The organism is Actinocrispum wychmicini, assembly GCF_004345645.1.
In the GTDB taxonomy this organism is placed as follows: domain Bacteria; phylum Actinomycetota; class Actinomycetes; order Mycobacteriales; family Pseudonocardiaceae; genus Kibdelosporangium; species Kibdelosporangium wychmicini.
Genome location: NZ_SLWS01000010.1, coordinates 14,612 through 31,503 on the forward strand (window position 1 = coordinate 14,612; position 16,892 = coordinate 31,503).

Annotated in this window: 13 protein-coding genes and 2 pseudogenes; 11 read left to right on the plus strand and 4 right to left on the minus strand. The window is 68.9% G+C overall.

Going from position 1 to position 16,892, the window contains the following annotated elements; all coding sequences use genetic code 11:
- Positions 1-30 precede the first annotated feature (30 nt).
- Positions 31-564, plus strand: a complete 534-nt coding sequence (locus EV192_RS37625) for a DUF1707 SHOCT-like domain-containing protein (RefSeq protein ID WP_132123418.1) — start codon at positions 31-33, stop codon at positions 562-564.
- A gap of 51 nt (positions 565-615) precedes the next feature.
- Positions 616-2,823: a molybdopterin-dependent oxidoreductase gene (locus tag EV192_RS37630; RefSeq protein ID WP_132123419.1), complete on the plus strand. Its 2,208-nt coding sequence runs from the start codon at positions 616-618 to the stop codon at positions 2,821-2,823.
- Here the strand turns inward: EV192_RS37630 and EV192_RS37635 are convergent.
- Positions 2,820-3,401: a TetR/AcrR family transcriptional regulator gene (locus EV192_RS37635; RefSeq protein WP_132123420.1), complete on the minus strand. Its 582-nt coding sequence runs from the start codon at positions 3,399-3,401 to the stop codon at positions 2,820-2,822. The two genes, EV192_RS37630 and EV192_RS37635, sit on opposite strands and share 4 nt — an antisense overlap.
- A gap of 306 nt (positions 3,402-3,707) precedes the next feature.
- Here EV192_RS37635 and EV192_RS37640 point away from each other — a divergent pair.
- A pseudogene (locus EV192_RS37640) lies at positions 3,708-6,527 on the plus strand (PQQ-dependent sugar dehydrogenase); the annotation flags it as partial.
- A 320-nt stretch (positions 6,528-6,847) separates the two neighbouring features.
- Here EV192_RS37640 and EV192_RS37645 read toward each other — a convergent pair.
- Complete coding sequence (locus EV192_RS37645) at positions 6,848-7,408, minus strand: TetR/AcrR family transcriptional regulator (protein ID WP_132123421.1); 561 nt, start codon at positions 7,406-7,408, stop codon at positions 6,848-6,850.
- A 152-nt stretch (positions 7,409-7,560) separates the two neighbouring features.
- Between EV192_RS37645 and EV192_RS57525 the strand changes: the two are divergent.
- From EV192_RS57525 to EV192_RS37675, 6 genes and pseudogenes are all read left to right on the plus strand, one after another.
- Positions 7,561-7,908, plus strand: a pseudogene (locus EV192_RS57525) (FAD-dependent monooxygenase); the annotation flags it as partial.
- A gap of 169 nt (positions 7,909-8,077) precedes the next feature.
- Entirely contained in the window at positions 8,078-9,319 is a 1,242-nt protein-coding gene (gene egtA / locus EV192_RS37655; protein WP_341770955.1) for an ergothioneine biosynthesis glutamate--cysteine ligase EgtA, read from the plus strand.
- On the plus strand, positions 9,316-10,659 hold the full coding sequence (gene egtB, locus EV192_RS37660) for an ergothioneine biosynthesis protein EgtB (protein ID WP_132123423.1): 1,344 nt from the start codon (positions 9,316-9,318) through the stop codon (positions 10,657-10,659). Before egtA ends, egtB begins: the two co-directional genes overlap by 4 nt.
- A 3-nt stretch (positions 10,660-10,662) precedes the next feature.
- On the plus strand, positions 10,663-11,439 hold the full coding sequence (gene egtC, locus EV192_RS37665) for an ergothioneine biosynthesis protein EgtC (RefSeq protein ID WP_132123424.1): 777 nt from the start codon (positions 10,663-10,665) through the stop codon (positions 11,437-11,439).
- Positions 11,432-12,403, plus strand: a complete 972-nt coding sequence (gene egtD, locus EV192_RS37670) for an L-histidine N(alpha)-methyltransferase (protein ID WP_132123425.1) — start codon at positions 11,432-11,434, stop codon at positions 12,401-12,403. Before egtC ends, egtD begins: the two co-directional genes overlap by 8 nt.
- A 91-nt stretch (positions 12,404-12,494) precedes the next feature.
- Positions 12,495-13,076, plus strand: a complete 582-nt coding sequence (locus tag EV192_RS37675; RefSeq protein WP_165960844.1) for a TetR/AcrR family transcriptional regulator — start codon at positions 12,495-12,497, stop codon at positions 13,074-13,076.
- Between the two features lie 3 nt (positions 13,077-13,079).
- On the opposite strand, the gene EV192_RS37680 is transcribed toward EV192_RS37675, so the two are convergent.
- Complete coding sequence (locus EV192_RS37680) at positions 13,080-14,159, minus strand: hypothetical protein (protein WP_132123427.1); 1,080 nt, start codon at positions 14,157-14,159, stop codon at positions 13,080-13,082.
- 101 nt (positions 14,160-14,260) lie between these two features.
- Here EV192_RS37680 and EV192_RS37685 point away from each other — a divergent pair, with 101 nt between their 5' ends.
- Both EV192_RS37685 and EV192_RS37690 read left to right on the plus strand, forming a co-directional pair.
- The gene (locus EV192_RS37685) at positions 14,261-15,592 is read left to right on the plus strand and encodes a serine/threonine-protein kinase (RefSeq protein ID WP_132123428.1); all 1,332 of its coding nucleotides are present in this window, start codon (positions 14,261-14,263) and stop codon (positions 15,590-15,592) included.
- A gap of 66 nt (positions 15,593-15,658) precedes the next feature.
- A complete protein-coding gene (locus EV192_RS37690) occupies positions 15,659-16,603 on the plus strand; it encodes a DNA-3-methyladenine glycosylase family protein (protein WP_132123429.1) in 945 nt (314 codons plus the stop codon).
- Here EV192_RS37690 and EV192_RS37695 read toward each other — a convergent pair.
- Positions 16,592-16,771 (minus strand): hypothetical protein, encoded by a 180-nt coding sequence (locus tag EV192_RS37695; RefSeq protein ID WP_132123430.1) that lies wholly within the window; start codon positions 16,769-16,771, stop codon positions 16,592-16,594. The genes EV192_RS37690 and EV192_RS37695 overlap by 12 nt on opposite strands.
- Positions 16,772-16,892: the final 121 nt, after the last annotated feature.

Sequence of the window (16,892 nt, forward strand, 5' to 3'; positions counted from 1 at the left end):
AATAAGACAACCAGTACCTGAGGGGTCTCCATGTCCAGTGACACGGCGATGCGGCTGTCCGACGACGAGCGATGGGAGGCGACCCGCGTTCTGGACGCGGCCGTCGCCGACGGGCGGATCACCTGGGAGGAGCACGCCGAGCGCAGCGAACTGGTCTGGTCCGCGCGCACCAAGGGCGAACTGGACCCGGTGCTGCGGGATCTCGGCCCGGCGAAGGGGGCCACCGAGCCGTCGCAGGATGTCGTCGCCACCTTCAGCAAGATCATCAGCACCCCGGAGAACACCCGCGAGGTGCACGCGAACGCGACGTTCGGCGCCGTGATCCTGAACCTGTCGGCGATGCGGCCGGGGGAGCAGATCAGCGTGATCGCCGACTCGTTCTGCGGCAAGATCGCCCTCTACGTCCCCACCGACGCGGTCGTCATCGACGATGGCACGGTCGCGCTCGGCAAGCGCAAGGTCTTCGGCACGTCCGAAGGGCGCGGCGGACCGGTCGTGCGGATCGGCGGCAAGATCACCATGGGCAACATCAAGGTGTTCCGCTCGGCCGGCCCGGCCTGGTGATTACCTGAGACATAATGGCTTTTTGTCACATCGAGCGGGTATCTTGCGAGGATGTCCACCTCGTTCCGGACCTGCCCGTTGTGCGAGGCCACCTGCGGCCTGCGGATCACCATGGACGGCGACCACGTCACGGACATCCGTGGCGATCGCGACGACGTGTTCAGCCTGGGCTTCATCTGCCCGAAAGGCGCCAAGCTCGGTGACCTCGACGAGGACCCGGACCGCCTGAAAGCCCCGTTGGTCAAGCGGGACGGCGAGTTCGTCGAGGTCTCGTGGGCGGAGGCGTTCGCCGAGGTCGACCGCGGGCTCGCGGCCGTGCGCGCTCAGTACGGCGCCAACGCGGTGGCGCTGTATCTAGGCAATCCGAGCGTGCACACGATGGCCGGCCCGGTCTACAACGGCGTGCTGGCCAAGAGCCTGGGCACGCGGAACATCTACAGCGCGTCCACCAGCGACCAGATGCCCAAGCAGGTGTCCTGCGGGTACGTGTTCGGCGACCCGTTCGCCATCCCGGTGCCCGACCTGGACCGCACCGACTTCCTGCTGATGCTCGGCGCGAACCCGTTGGAGTCCAACGGAAGTCTCTGCACGGCCCCGGACTTCCCCGGCCGGCTGAAGAAGCTGCGCGCCCGCGGCGGCCGGTTCGTGGTGGTGGACCCGCGCCGGACCCGGACCGCCGAACTGGCCGACCAGCACCTGTTCATCCGCCCAGGCGCGGACGCCGTGCTGCTGTTCGCCTTGGTCCACACCTTGTTCGACGAGAACCTCGTCGCCCCGCTCGACCCGGTCGTGAGCGGTGTGGACGAGCTGCGAGCCCTCGCCGCGTCCTTCCCGCCGGACGCCGTCGCCCAGGCGTGTGGCATCGACGCCGAGACGATCCGGCAGGTGGCCCGCGACCTCGCCGCAGCCCCGACGGCCGCTGTCTACGGCCGCATCGGCACGACCACAGCCGAGTTCGGCACGTTGTCGAGCTGGCTCGTGGACGCCCTGAACGTGTTGACCGGCAACCTGGACCGGCCCGGTGGCGCCATGTTCCCGGCCGCCGCCAGCCGCGCCACGTACGTCCGGCGCCGGCCGTTCCGGATGGGCCGGTGGCACAGCCGGGTCCGCGGACTCCCGGAGGCCACCGGCGAACTGCCGGTGGCGACCCTGGCCGACGAGATCACCACCCCGGGCCAGGACCAGATCCGCGCGCTGTTCACCGTCGCCGGCAACCCGGCGCTGTCCGCGCCGAACGGTCCCCGGCTCGGCGAGGCACTGGCCGAGCTGGAGTTCATGGTCAGCGTCGACCCGTACCTCAACGAGACGACCAGGCACGCGACCGTGATCCTGCCGCCGCCCCGGGTGTTGCAGGCGCCGCACTTCGACTGGGCGCTGGCCGGTTTCGGGGTCCGGAACTTCGCCAACTACTCGCCGCCGATCCTCCCGCTGCCGGCCGGCCGCCCCGGCGAGGCCGAGATCCTGGCCCGGCTGATCCTGATCGCCGCCGGCCAGGGCCCGGAGGCCGAACCGGGCGGCCTTGAGGAGATGATGATCGGCGGACTGCTCGCCAAGGCGGTGGCCGCCCCCGGCTCACCCGTGGCGGGCCAGGACGTCGACACCCTGCGGGCGATGATCGACGGCGACACCCCGCTGGAACGCTGGCTGGACATGTCCGTGCGGCTCGGCCCGTACGGCGACGGCTTCGGCGCGAACCCCGGCGGCCTCACCCTGAACGTGTTGCGGGCCAACCCACACGGGATCGACCTGGGTCCGCTGCGTCCCCGGCTGGCCGAGGTGTTGTCCACTGAGGACGGCAAGGTCCGGCTGTGCCCGGCCGAGCTCGCGGCCGACGTGCCCCGGCTCAGGGGCTGGCTCGCCGAGCAGCGGCCCGGTTTCGTCCTCATCGGACGCCGGCACCTGCGGTCCAACAACAGCTGGATGCACAACGTGCCCGCGTTGGTGAGCGGGACGAACACGTGCACCCTGCACATCCACCCGGACGACGCCAAGCGGCTGGCGGTCACCGCGGGGCAACGGGTCCGGCTCAGCTCCAAGAGCGGGACCATCGAGGTCCCGGTCGACCTCACCGAGAAGATCATGCCCGGCGTGGTCAGCCTCCCGCACGGCTGGGGGCACACCGCGCCGGGCACCAAGATGAAGGTGGCGCACACCGTCCCCGGCGCCAACGCGAACGCGGTGACCGACGCGTCCATTGTGGACGTACTGTCCGGGAACGCCGTGTTCAACGGCGTCCCGGTGGAGATCCGCGCGACCTAGGGACGGTGCCGGCGGACGCTCTGCTCGACCAGGTCCAACACGGGTTCGAGGTCGTCCGCCGGCAGGCCCATCGCCAGGTGCGAGACCAGGCCCTCGAGCACCAGCTCCAGGTACGCGGTCAGCACGTTCACGTCGATGTCGTCGCGGACGTTGCCGGCTTCGCGCTGCCACAACAGGCGCTGCCGGGTCGCCTCGGTGAGCGCCTCGGACCGTTCCGCCCAGCGGCCGCGGAAGTCCGGGTCGGTACGCAGCCGCCGGGAGACCTCCAGCCGGGTGCCCAGCCAGTCGGCGGGCGACTCCTCGCCGGCCGGCGAGGACAACAGGTCGCGCATCACCTGGACCAGGCCCTGCTCGGCGACCACGTCAGCCATCCGGCGCGCCTCGTCCTCGGCCAGTGCGAGGAAAAGCGACTCCTTGTCCCGGAAATGGTGGAAGATGGCGCCACGGGACAGGCCCGTGGCCTCTTCGAGGCGTCGGACGGTCGCGCCCTCGTAGCCGAACCGGGCGAAACAGGTCCGCGCGCCGTCCAGGATCTGGCGGCGGCGGGCGTCAAGGTGGTCCTGGCTGACCCGTGGCATCCGGCCATGATATCAGGGCTGTAATCCGTACGTACGGATTGTTGCGCCCCCGACCTGCACGCAGCGTAACGGATTCCGCCGGGGATTGACACGACGACGTCCGAGGGTGTGTGATCTGGCCCATAGATAGGAAACTTTCTTATCTAATTCAGGAACTCCGCCGCAGTACCTCCGCCCGACAAACCCTGCTAGGAGGCCTCAGTGGCACCCAGTTCCCGATGGCGCAGGACATTGTCCTGGGTCACGGCTGGCGTGACGGCGTTGGCGATCATGCCGGCCGCCATGCCCGCGGCGGCAGCGCCGACGAAGTACGAAGCCGAGGACGCGACGATCGACCAGGGCGTGGTGGCCAACAACCACACCGGGTTCTCGGGTACCGGTTTCGTGGACTACACCAATGTCGCCGGCAGCAGCGTCGAGTTCACCGTGACCGCCGCGCAGGCCGGCGCCGCGACCCTCACGTTCCATTTCGCCAATGGCACCACCGTGAACCGTCCGGTGGACATCGCTGTCAACGGCACGACCATCGCGAGTGCTGTGGCGTTCAACGGCACGGGTTCGTGGGACACCTGGCAGGACGTCACCGTCAACGCGACCCTGACCGCGGGCGCGAACAAGGTGAAAGCCACCGCCACCACAGCCAACGGCGGCCCGAACCTGGACTACCTGCAGGCCGATGTGGCCGCGCCCGCGGGCAACGACTTCGAGGCCGAGGACGCGACGATCGTGCAGGGTGTCGTGGCGGCCAACCACACCGGGTTCTCCGGCCGCGGTTTCGTCGACTACACGAACGTGGCCGGCAGCTATGTCGAGTGGACGGTCAACGGGCCGGGCGCGGCGGACCTGGTGATCCGGTACGCCAACGGCACCACCGTGAACCGCCCGATGGACATCGCGGTCAACGGCACGACGGTCGCGGCGAACATGGCCTTCAACAGCACGGGCACGTGGGATCAGTGGCAGACCGCGACCGTGCACGCCACGCTGACGTCCGGACCGAACAAGATCCGTGCCACCGCGACGACCGCGAACGGCGGCCCGAACGTGGACAAGCTGTCCGTGTCGAACACGGACTCCGAATCGCCGTCGCCACCGCAGAACCTGCGCTCCACCGGCCACACGTCGTCGAGCACGTCGCTCGCGTGGGACGCGGCGACCGACAACGTCGGTATCGCCGGTTACGAGATCTACCAGCACGGTCAGCACATGAAGTCGGTCGGCAACGTGCTCGCCGCGACCGTCGACGGGCTCGACCCGGACACGGACTACGAGTGGGCGGTCGTGGCCAGGGACGCGGCCAACAACGTCTCCCAGGCGAGCAATGTCGTTGTCGTGCACACTGATCCGGCCCCGCCGGACACCCAGGCGCCGACCACACCGGGCACGCTGTCCTCGCCGGGCAAGTCGGCGACCACAGTGGACCTCGCCTGGGGCGCGTCGACCGACAACGTGAAGGTCACGAGCTACGACGTCTTCACGAACGGCGCACAGTCCGGCAGCGCGGACGGTTCGGCCACCACGACGACCGTCGCCGGCCTGACCACCGGCCAGGAGTACAAGTTCAAGGTGCGCGCCAGGGACAAGGCGGGCAACGTCTCCGGCTTCAGCAACGAGATCGCGGTGACGCCGACCGCCGGCGGACCGGCCGGCGTGCCCAACCCGGGCACGGTGACCACGCTGGCCAGTGGCGTGGATGTCGCGTGGGGCCTGGTGTTCCTGCCGGACGGCTCGGCGTTGTTCAGCGAGCGCAACAACTTCAACATCTCCCGGTTGACCAAGTCCGGCCAGAAGACGCTGGCGGGCAAGATCAGCCAGGCGGTGGGCACCAACGGCGAAGGTGGCCTGCTCGGCCTGGAGATCGCGCCGACGTTCACAGGAGACCACTGGCTGTACGTGTACCACACGGCGTCCGAAGGCAACCGGGTCATCCGGATCAAGTACGAGAACGGCGCCCTGGTGCAGAACACGTACCAGATCCTGGTGCAAGGCATCCAGAAGAACCAGTTCCACAACGGCGGTCGGCTGCGCTTCGGCCCGGACGGCAAACTGTACGTCTCAGTGGGCGACGCGGAGAACCCGGACAACAACCCGCAGAACAAGAACTCGTTGAACGGCAAGATCCTGCGGATCAACCCGGACGGCACGATCCCGGCGGACAACCCGTTCGGCAACGCGGTGTGGAGCATGGGGCATCGCAACCCGCAGGGCCTGGACTTCGACTCGAAGGGTCGGCTGTGGGAGTCCGAGTTCGGTGACAGCACACAGGACGAGGTCAACCTGATCCAGAAGGGCGGCAACTACGGCTGGAACAAGTGCGAGGGCACGACCGGTAACTGCGCGGGCTTCATCCCGCCGAAGATGACCTGGTCGACCAAGCAGGCGTCGCCGAGCGGCCTCACCATCATCAACGACTACGTCTTCGTGGCCACCACCGTGGGCCAGCGCGTCTACCGGATGCGGATCGACGCGAACAGCAATCTGGTGGACACCCAGCAGTACTTCCAGGGAACGTTCAACCGGCTGCGCACAGTCGAAGTGGACCACGACGGCGACATCTGGATGACCACCACCACGGACAAGGACGGCACCCCGAACAACGACAAGATCCTGCTGGTGCACATCGACTACTCCGGTGGCGGTGCGTTCGCCCTGACCAGCTCGGCCTTCCAGAACAACGGAACGATCCCAGCGAAGTACACCTGCGCCGGCGACGGCAAAGCCGGGCAGGACACATCCCCACCGCTGTCCTGGGCGGCCGGCACCACGAATGCGAAAGCCTACGCGATCGTCCTCGCGGACACAGCGAACAGCGGCAACAAACTGCACTGGGCCATCTGGGACGTACCGGGAACAACACTGGCCGAAGGCCTGGGCGCGGGCTTCACCGTCCCGAACGTCCCCGGCGCGAAACAAAAAGCAATGGGCAGCGGAAACGACGCCCTGAAGTTCTTCGGCCCCTGCCCAGGCGGAACCACCCACCCCTACACATTCACGCTCTACGCACAGAACACAACGACGGTACCCGGCCTGACCGCGAACTCCACGATGGCCCAAATAGAAACGGCGATCAAGAACGCGAGCACGGCCAACGCGAAGCTGGCCGGAAACAGCAACGCGGGTACCTGACCCCCAAGTCGCTCGGGTGGCCGGACAACTGGCGGCGATCCGGCCACCCGAGCACCCACCCATGCAAACAAAGCAAGCAAAGCACCCACGTAGCTGGGCATTCTCCACCCGTCCGGCCCCACCCGTTGATCCCCATCCGTCTTTAGAGGTTCGGTTTATACGGGGCGCGGCGGGTATAAGCTGGCTGCGGCGGCAGGCCCAAAGACATCCCAGCGAAAGACCTGTGGGAATGAACCGGAGAACCCTTGGCCTGCCGGCGTAGTCGGCTTGCACCCACCGCGGGGGTCCCCGTGTCAACCGAACCGGCGGGACAGGCAAAGCTACCCCCCGAGCAACCCGTCCAAAACAAGCCGAACAGCCCCCTGAACATCCAAAGCCGGAACCGGCCGGGAAAGCACCTCCGTGATCAACCCGTCCAGACAAGCCAGCAGAATCCGCGCGTGCCCCTCCGGATCCGCCGACCCGAGCCGATCCAGCCAACGCCCGCCGAGCTGCCAGTAGCGGACCGACCAGCCCAGCACCTGGTCGCGGATCTCCGGGCGCCACGCGGCCTCGAGGAAGATCGCCCGGCGGGCCAGGGTCAGCTCCCTGGACTGTTCGGTCATGTACAGCACCAGGTCGGCCAGTCGGCGGGCGAACCCGTCCCGGTCGATCACGCCCTCGACTTTCCCCAGCAGGTCGGCGAGCAGTGCCTGCTCGGTCTTGACCAGGTGGCCGAGCACTCCCTGGATCAGGGCGTCCCGGGTGCGGAAGTGGTTGCTGGTGCTGCCTTTCGGCAGTTCGGCAGCGGCGTCCACGGACAGGTGGGTGAGCGCGCGGGGGCCGCCACGGGCCAGTACGGACACCGCGCCGATCAGGATCTCGTTCCGTCGAGTAGGCACCCACGGATATTACTACAAGGGTAACTATATCCGTAGTAGGTTGGCCGAATGGCGACGGTGTGCCGCGGACCGGGGCCAAAGTGTCCGATGTGGACGATATCGACGCCGATGTCGTGGTGGGCGCGGACGGCGCCAAGTTCGGCATCACCGCCATGGCGGGCGGCGGGACCAACTGGTTCGTGCCGGTCTGGGCGCCGCGCGGGGACCCGCTTGAGCGATTCCGTGACTGGTGTGACCCGGTTCCGGCGATCCTGGCGCGGACGGACAAAGCGGATATTCTTCGCCATGATCCGCCCTTCGTGGCGCCGCCGTTGCGGAGCTACATCCGTGGCAGGATTGCTCTCCTGGGTGACGCGGCTCACGCCATGACCCCGGATCTCGGCCAGGGCGCGTGCCAGGCTTTGCTGGACGGGATCACCTTGGGTGACTGTCTCACGAGCCGTCCGCCGGCCGAGGCGCTCCGTCGCTACGAAGCCGCCCGACGAAAGTCTTCCCAGCGTGTGGCCAGGGCCGCCCGGTTGGTGGGACAGTTCACGATGCGGCCGGGGCTGGCCGGCGGGCGCGATGGCGTCCTGCGTGCGGTTTCGCTGAGTCACCGACGACAGGGCGCCCGGGGCCGTAAGTTCGTCGCAATGAAATTGTCGGTGGTCGAGGGTAGCGTCGGTCGGCGTGACGATCCTGTACGACACGCCCATCGAGGGACACGATGGGCCCGACTTCCGCCCGCTGCGCCAGCGGGTGGAAGCCGAGGCCTACGTCGCCTCGGTGTGTTTCAAACACGGCCCACCGCGTCTGTTCGGCGTGGAACTCGAATGGACGGTCCACCACGTCGGCGACCCACTCCGACCGTTGACGGCCGAGCATCTCGCGAAGGCGCTCGGACCGCACACCCCGCGAACACTTCGCCAAGACAGTCCCCACCTTCCGCTCTCCGGTGGCTCCCCGCTCAGCTTGGAGCCGGGTGGTCAGGTCGAGATCTCGGCTCTGCCGAAGGATTCCCTGACCGACCTGTACGCCACCGTCACCGCCGACAGCGTCCAGCTCCGTGACATGCTCGCGGCGCAAGGGCTGACGTTCGGCACCACGGCGATCGACCCGTACCGGACACCGCAGCGCATTCTGGACACGCCGCGTTACGCCGCCATGGAGAAGGCGTTCGAGCCGATCGGCACGCACGGCATCACCATGATGTGCAACACGGCCGGGTTCCAGCTCTGTGTGGATGTCGGCGAACGGTCCGACGTCGCGGCCCGTTGGGCGGCCGTGCACTCGCTCGGCCCGCCCATGGTCGCCCTGTTCGCCAACTCGCCGCGCCGGCTCGGCGAGGTCACCGGCTGGGCGTCCAACCGGGCGCGGGCCGTGATGGGCACCGACCCGACCAGGACGTATCCCAGCAAGGTCAACGACGACCCAGCGGGCACATGGGCCCGCCGCGTGCTGGACACGCCGCTGCTGTGCGTGCGACGTGCAGGTCGACGTTGGGAGGCGCCGCGCGGCGTCACCTTCGCCGACTGGATCGGTGGCGCACTGGACCGCACGCCGACCGTCGACGACCTCGAATACCACATCTCCACGCTGTTCCCGCCGGTGCGGGCGCAGGGGTACTTGGAAGTCCGGTACATCGACGCGCAACCCGGCGACCGCTGGCTCACTCCCGCCGCGTTGCTGGTCGCGCTGATGTCCACGCCTGCCCGGGTGGACGCGGTGATCGACGCGTGCGCCCCGGTCGCCCACCGCTGGATGACAGCGGCCAGGCACGGGATGGCCAACCAGGACATCGCCCGGGTGGTGGACCACGTGGTCGCCATCGGGCTGGACGCCCTGGACGCCACCGGCCTGCCGCCGGACCTGGCGCGGACCGTGACCAGCGACATCGAACGCAGGCTGCACGACGGGAGGACCAGGGGATGACAGCCGCCGACGAAACCCAGATGTTCGACGGTATCGAGACACTGCGCGACCGGGTGGCCGCGGACCTGGCCCGTTCGCGGGCCCGCAGCACCGCGCTGACCGACGCGGTGGACGACGACGACCTCGTGAAGCAACACTCCAAGCTGATGTCGCCGCTGGTGTGGGACTTCGCGCACATCGCCAACCAGGAGGAACTCTGGCTGGTGCGGGACGTGGGCGGCCGCGAGCCGGTGCGGCACGACATCGACGAGATGTACGACGCGTTCCAGCATCCGCGCGCGGACCGACCGGCGTTGCCTTTGCTGTCACCGGTCGAGACCCGTTCGTACGTGAGGGAAGTGCGCGACAAGGTGCTGGACGTGCTCGCCAGCACCCCGCTCGAAGGGCGCAGGCTGGTGGAGAACGCCTTCGCGTTCGGCATGATCGTGCAACACGAACAGCAGCACAACGAGACCATGCTCGCCACCCACCAGTTGCGTACCGGTGAGCCCGTGCTGCACGCGGACTCCCCGCCAGCGCCGCCGGGTCCGGTGGTCGACGAGGAGATCCTGGTGCCGGGCGGGCCGTTCACCTTGGGCACGTCCGTGGAGCCGTGGGCGTTGGACAACGAACGCCCGGCGCACCAGGTCGACGTGCCCGCCTTCGTGATCGACAAGTACCCGGTGACCAACAGCGCGTACCTGGAGTTCGTCGCGGCGGGCGGCTATGACCAGGAGCGGTGGTGGTCGGCCGACGGCTGGGCGTACCGCCAGAAGGCGAACCTCACCTCGCCCCGGTTCTGGCTTCGGGACGGGGATCGCTGGCTGCGCAACGGTTTCGGATTGGTCGAGCCGCTCGTCCCGGACGAGCCCGTGGTGCATGTGTGCTTCTACGAAGCCGAGGCCTTCGCGGCGTGGGCCGGCAAGCGGCTGCCGACCGAGGTGGAGTGGGAGAAAGCGGCCAGACACGACCCGGCGACCGGCCGGTCCCGCAGATACCCGTGGGGCGACGAGGATCCCGGGCCGCAGCACGCCAACCTGGGCCAGCGACACCTGCGACCGGCGCGGATCGGCGCGTACCCGGCGGGGGAGTCGCCGCTCGGGGTCGCGCAGCTGATCGGGGACGTGTGGGAGTGGACGAGCTCGGACTTCCATGCCTACCCGGGGTTCGTGGCGTTCCCCTACCGCGAGTACTCCGAGGTGTTCTTCGGGCCGGACTACAAGATGCTGCGCGGCGGGTCGTTCGGCGCGGACGCCTCGGCCTGCCGGGGCACGTTCCGCAACTGGGACTACCCGATCCGGCGACAGATCTTCTCCGGTTTACGGCTCGCCCGGGACGCCCGGCCGGACGAATCCCAGTAGCGGATGTGCCGCCATCTGGGTTACCTCGGCCCCGCCGTGCCCGTGTCCGGTCTGGTGCTCGATCCGCCGCATTCGTTGCTGCGGCAGAGTTGGGCGCCGCGGGACATGCGGCACGGCGGGACGATCAACGCCGACGGGTTCGGCGTGGGCTGGTTCGCGGGCGGCCCGCCGGTGGTGTACCGCCGGTCAAGTCCGATGTGGACGGACCCGGCCTTGGGCGCGCTGCTGGGGCCGGTGCACGCCACGGGTGTGCTCGCGGCGGTCCGGTCCGCGACCGTCGGCATGCCCGTGGTGGAGACCGCGTCCGCGCCCTTCACCGACGGCCGGTGGCTGTTCAGCCACAACGGGGTGGTCCGCGGCTGGCCGGAGTCGGTCGAGTCGCTGGCCGCGCGGCTGCCCGTGACCGACCTGATGACGTTGGACGCGCCGACCGACGCGGCTTTGCTGTGGGCGCTTGTCCGTGCGCGTCTGCGCGACGGCCAAGACCCAGCGAAGGCCGTGGCGTCCGTGGTGTTGGACGTCGACGCGGTCGCACCTGAGTCACGTCTGAACCTGATGCTCACCGACGGCCGGTCCCTCGTGGCCACGGCCTGGACCCATTCGCTCTCGACGCTGCTCACCGAGGACTCGGTGGTCGTCGCGTCGGAGCCCTACGACACCGATCCGCGCTGGACACCCGTCCCGGATCGCCACATTGTCACGGCCGGCGTAACTCCGCCTGGCCCGCCTTCGCTCGCCGTGCTCCGGCTCGGTACCGACGAACAGGGAACCCATGACTGAACCGGTGGTCGACATCCACCTGGCCGAGGACCACGCCGCCCGCGCGCTCGCCGCCGACGCCCGCGCGGGCCTGTCCGCGTCCCCGAAAACGTTGCCTCCCAAGTGGTTCTACGACGCCCGCGGCAGTGACCTGTTCGAGCAGATCACCCGCCTGCCCGAGTACTACCCGACCCGAGCGGAACGCGAGATCCTGGGCGCCAGGGCCGCCGAGATCGCGGCCGCCAGCCAGGCCCACACCCTGGTGGAACTGGGTTCCGGCTCCTCGGAGAAGACCCGTCTCCTGCTCGACTCGCTGCGTGCGGCCGGGACACTGCACCAGTTCGTGCCGCTCGACGTGTCCCGAACAGCCCTGCTCGACGCGGCCGCGGCCCTCGCCGAGGACTACCCGTCGCTGCTGGTCCACGGCGTGGTCGGGGATTTCACCGAACACCTGTCCCTGCTGCCCGGTGAAGCGCCCCGAATGGTCGCCTTCCTCGGCGGCACGATCGGCAACCTGCTGCCCGCCGAACGAGCGAAGTTCCTCTCGTCCCTTCGCGACGTCCTGGCCCCGGGCGAGTGGCTCCTCCTCGGCACCGACCTGGTCAAAGACCCGGAGACGGTGCGCGTCGCCTACGACGACTCAGCCGGTGTGACCGCCGAGTTCAACAAGAACGTCCTGCACGTCCTGAACCGCGAACTGAACGCCGACTTCGACGTCGACGCCTTCACCCACACAGCCATGTGGGACCCGGAAAACGAGTGGATCGAGATGCGGCTACGGGCCGAGCGCGCGATGGAAGTCCACATCGCCGCCCTGGACCTGACCGTCACCTTCGACAAGGACGAAGAACTCCACACCGAGATCTCCGCGAAGTTCCGCAAGGAAGGAATCACCGCCGAACTGGCCGACGCCGGTTTCGACATGACCTGCTGGTGGACGGACACAGCGGACCGGTTCGGCCTCTCCCTGTCCCAAGCCGTGTAGTGGACCGCAACCATTCAGATATCGCCATACCGTGATCTCCTGGCTAGGGTGCGAGGCGAGTGGGTGCTCGCCTTTCACCCTTGGAGGTGCCGTGGTCGAGACTGTCAAGCCCCGCCGCAGGCAGGCCCGCGGTGAGCGCAGAATCGCCCAGCTGCTGGACGCGGCGGCCCACGTGTTCGCCGCCGAGGGCTACGTCGGCGCGACCATGAACGGGGTGGCGGCGCACGCCGGCGTTTCCCCGGGCACGCTCTACCAGTTCTTCCCGAACAAGGAGTCGATGGCGAACGCGCTCGCCGAGAAGTACCTGGACACGCTGACCGCGGCCCAGCAGCAGGCGGCCGAGGTGGACGTGGGCGCGGTGCCGCTGGACGTGGTGATCGACTCGATGGTCGACCCGGCCATCGAGGTCTGCCTGGCGAACCCCGGGTTCGAACCGCTGTTCTCGTGGTCGGAACGGCTGCGGCTGGCCGTGACCACCCGGGTGGACGCGCTGATCGCCTACCGGATACCCGAGCTGGACACGAGCCGACGCCGGCTGATCGCGACCGTCACGGTCCGGATCATCGCCGCGATGCTGCCCGTCATCCTGGCCGCCGCCGGCCGCGCCCGAGTGGAGATGACCCTGGAACTCAAGCGCGTCCTACGCGCCTACCTGCTGGACATCTCGGACTAGTCCCTATTTCTCCGGGATCGTGACCGCGATCTTCGCCTCGCCGCTGGACTGGCGGGCCTGGTAGTTGCCGGTGCTGACCTGGCAGCGCATCTGGGTGGGCGCGATGACCAAGGTGACGCTCTTGACGTCGGCGGGCACCTCGAAGGACACCGTGAAGGCCTCCTCGGCGATGTACCCCTCGCCGGGCATCTTCGAGGCGCTCTCGGACGGTGAGATGGTGGCGCCTTTGTCGTCGACCAGCTTGTGCGCGGCCAGCGGCGTGACGCAGATGTCGCCGTTGCCGCCAGTGGCCGACGTGCCGACGAATGTCAGCCACGCCTTGTCGGGGCTGGACGGGACGTTGTGGGTCACCCCGTTGAAGTAGCTGAAGTCGGCTTCCTTGACGGTGACCACCTGCTGGGCCGGTGGCTGGTTCGGCCAGATCGCGGTCTGGAAGTTCGCCGGCGGCAGCGACTCCTGCCGCAGGACCGTGCCCTCGGCCGGGCGGTACAGCGCCTTCGGCCGGTCACCCTTGGGCTTGCCCTCCAACAGGTCGATCGCCTGGGTCAGGCCGGCTGCCTTCAGCTGCAGTTCGACCGTGCGGCGCTGTTCGGGCACGGCCACGATGAAGCTCGCCGTCGCCGAGCCCGAGGTGGGCCGGCCGCTGAGGATGTCGGGCAGGGAACGCTGGGTCCCGTCGACCGAGACACCGAAGGCGAGCTGCTCCAGGACGCCGCTCTGGGTGTCCTTGTCGACGGTCGTCGAAGTCCGAAACGCGATCAGCGTGGACTTGTCCGGTGCGCGGTAGCTGCTGCCGGAGTCGTCGATCTGGTCCGCGGTGCCGAACTCGACGACCTTGAGCGTGACCCCTGGGCCGCGCACCTCGGCGCCGCTCACCGGCTGCATCCGGGCCCCACCCAGGTCGGTCACCTTCTGCACATCGCCGTTGGCCAGCGTCTTTCCGGTGAACGGCGGCCTGCTGGTCGACGGGACGCTCGGTTCGGACTGGCCGGTCGGCAGGCCGTCCGACTTCCCCGAGCAGGCACTCAACGACGCGGCTGCCGCGACGGCGCACGCGACTGACCGGACTCCCCAGCGAGGCATACCGCAAGACCTTCCGACGTGTTCTCCATGGTCACGACGGACCATCCGACGCACCCCGTGCCCAACAGGTTCCCACGAATGCCTCGTCTAGGCTCGGCCGGGTGGAGGAACTGGCCAGGTGGCAGCCCATTCACGTGCTCGGCTCGGGTGCGTTCGGGCAGGTGCACCTCGCGTGGGACACGGCCGATCAGCGGTACGTCGCCGTCAAGCACTTCACCGGCCAGGACGAGCTCGACCTGCTGCGGTTCGTCATCGAGTCGCGGATCCGCGTCGCCCACCCGCATCTGGTGCGTACAGTCGCGTTCCGGCTGGTGGACGACCAGGCCTGGCTGGTCACGGAGTTGGCGCGCGGCGGGTCGCTGCGGCCGATGCTCAACCGTGGCCCGCAACCCGTCGGCTGGGTGACGGAGATCGTCGACCAGACCCTCGACGCGCTCGCTGCCCTGCACGCGGCCGGGGTCGTGCACCGGGACGTCAAGCCCGCGAACCTGCTCCTGCGGGACGCCGGGATGGTCGCGCCGTACGTGCTGGTCGGCGACTTCGGCATCGCCGCATGGCGCACCGTGTCGATGACCGGCGCGGGCTCGGCGATCGGCACGCTTGGCTACCTGGCGCCGGAGTACCTCGACGGCACACAACCCTCGCCGCGGACTGATTTGTTCGCTGTCGGCGTCCTGGCGGCGGAGCTGCTGTCCGGCCGCCGGCTGATCCACCAGAGCAACGCCACGCCTGACCTCTCGGCCGACTGGGACTACCAGGTCCCGTTGCCGGACGGGCTGCCCAGGCACCTCGCCGACGTGTTGCGCCGCATCGCCGACCCCGATCCGGCCCGCCGGTACGCCGACTGTGTGGCGGCCAGGGAAGCACTCCGGTACGCCCATCCACCCGAAGTCCGCCAGGACCTGACCGCGGTCGAGGCACCGGACCTGCTCATGTCGGCCCCGACGCCCGAACCTGGCCCGACTGAACGGGTGAGCACACCTTCTCGGCCAGTGTCGGTCGTCGCGCCGCAGCCACCGGTGCCCAGGCGCGGGAAACGCCGGTTCCCGTGGGCGGTCACGTCCGGCGTGACTGTGCTGGCCGCGGCCGCCGCGGGCTTGATTCTTCTGCTGGGCAACGGAAATACCCCGGGCTCGGGCACAACATCCGGTCCTGGCAGGGAAAGCGACGTTCCCTTGGTGGCTTGGACGCCGGAGCCGCTGGAGGCGTGCAGCCGGGTGGACATCGGGCGCCTTCGTCAGAACGACACCCAGCGCTGTCAGCGGACCTCGGCCTCGGCCCAGTCCTGGGTCACCGCACCGCACGGCGGCTTTCCGGCGCGGTCCAACCCGGCGGGCCCGTTCGGCGGAGAGCCGTGCGACCCGGAGAACACCCGGGACTACAGCCCGACCGGGACCCCGCTCACGTGCCGCGCCGGGAAGTGGCAGAACTAGCCTGATCTGCGGGGACCCAAAATTGTCGTACCCCTCTGTCACAGTGTCTGGCAGGAGGGAACACGAATGACCAACAGGGCTGAACACGGAGAACAGAGAGAACACAGTGACTGGATCGAGCTGCCCGTCCACGGGCCGTTCGACCTGGCCGCGTCGGCGCGGTTTCTCGAGGGGTTCGCGCCGGCCAGACAGATCGCGGTGGACGGTGATGTGCCGCTGGCGTTCGCGTCGGCTCCGTCGTGGCGGCCAGTGGGGGCGCTGGTCCGTCAGGCGGAGCCGAACGGCCCGGTGTGGGTGCGGTTGGCGGCTGATCCGGCGGACGTGGCCGACGCGATCCGGCACGTGCGGCGGATCCTGTCGCTGGACGTGGACGGGACGGGGTTTGCGGCCCTCGCCGACCGGGATCGGGTGGTGCGGGAGTTGCAGGCCCGGTTCCCCGGGATGCGACCTGTGCTTTTCCCGTCGCCGTACGAGGCGGCGTGCTGGTCGATCCTGAGCCAACGCCTTCGGCGGAGCCAAGCGGCTGTGTTGAAGGGGCAAATCGCGCGTAGGGTCGGAGGGAGAGTCGCCGTGCCGGCTGGAAAGGTCGAGCTGCCGGGGATACAGCTCGACAGTTTTCCGGCCCCACGGCGACTCGTCGACCTGGAGCGGGTGCCGTTGGTGCCTGAAGTGAAGAGCAGCCGCCTGCGGATGGTCGCGGAGGCGGCGTTGGCCGGCGAGTTGGACGCCGATCATCTCCGGTCGATGCCCGCCGAGGAGGCGTTACGTTCGCTCGCCAAGCTGCCGGGCATCGGTCCGTTCTCCGCGCAGCTCATCCTGTTGCGCGGCGCCGGTCATCCCGATGTCTTCGCGACAGCCGAGCCACGTCTGCACGAGGCGATCACCACGGCCTACGGGCTGCGTGAGCCGTCGGTCAGCGAGCTCGAACGAGTGGCGGACGTGTGGCGGCCGTATCGCACATGGGTGTCCGTGATGTTCCGGGCGCGCAGGGAGGAGATGTCAGCGCACTGAAAAGTGACTACCGAACGGGCCGATGGAACCCCAGTGGTCGGTGACCTCGATCGCGCGTTCGCTGCCGGTCGACCGGCCGGCGTTGGAGATGCCGATCCCGGTGCCGAGCAGCGCCGAAAGCACGAAACCGACCGCCCCGACCAGGATGGCCCAGCCGCGCCTGCTCATCACCTAACCCCCCGATTGTTGGTGAATACTCACCGTCGCATCACGGGGGCGGGTTTGGCAACCCCCATCGGGTTGGCCCTGCGCGTGGGGCACAACCTGGTGAGCCCAAGCCCGCCGCTGG

Coding starts and splice junctions, on each gene's coding strand:
- EV192_RS37625 (WP_132123418.1), top strand. CDS start 31: ATGTCCAGTGACACGGCGATGCGGCTGTCCGACGACGAGCGATGGGAG.
- EV192_RS37630 (WP_132123419.1), top strand. CDS start 616: ATGTCCACCTCGTTCCGGACCTGCCCGTTGTGCGAGGCCACCTGCGGC.
- EV192_RS37635 (WP_132123420.1), bottom strand. CDS start 3,401: ATGCCACGGGTCAGCCAGGACCACCTTGACGCCCGCCGCCGCCAGATC.
- egtB (WP_132123423.1), top strand. CDS start 9,316: ATGACAGCCGCCGACGAAACCCAGATGTTCGACGGTATCGAGACACTG.
- egtC (WP_132123424.1), top strand. CDS start 10,663: ATGTGCCGCCATCTGGGTTACCTCGGCCCCGCCGTGCCCGTGTCCGGT.
- egtD (WP_132123425.1), top strand. CDS start 11,432: ATGACTGAACCGGTGGTCGACATCCACCTGGCCGAGGACCACGCCGCC.
- EV192_RS37680 (WP_132123427.1), bottom strand. CDS start 14,159: ATGCCTCGCTGGGGAGTCCGGTCAGTCGCGTGCGCCGTCGCGGCAGCC.
- EV192_RS37690 (WP_132123429.1), top strand. CDS start 15,659: ATGACCAACAGGGCTGAACACGGAGAACAGAGAGAACACAGTGACTGG.
- EV192_RS37695 (WP_132123430.1), bottom strand. CDS start 16,771: ATGAGCAGGCGCGGCTGGGCCATCCTGGTCGGGGCGGTCGGTTTCGTG.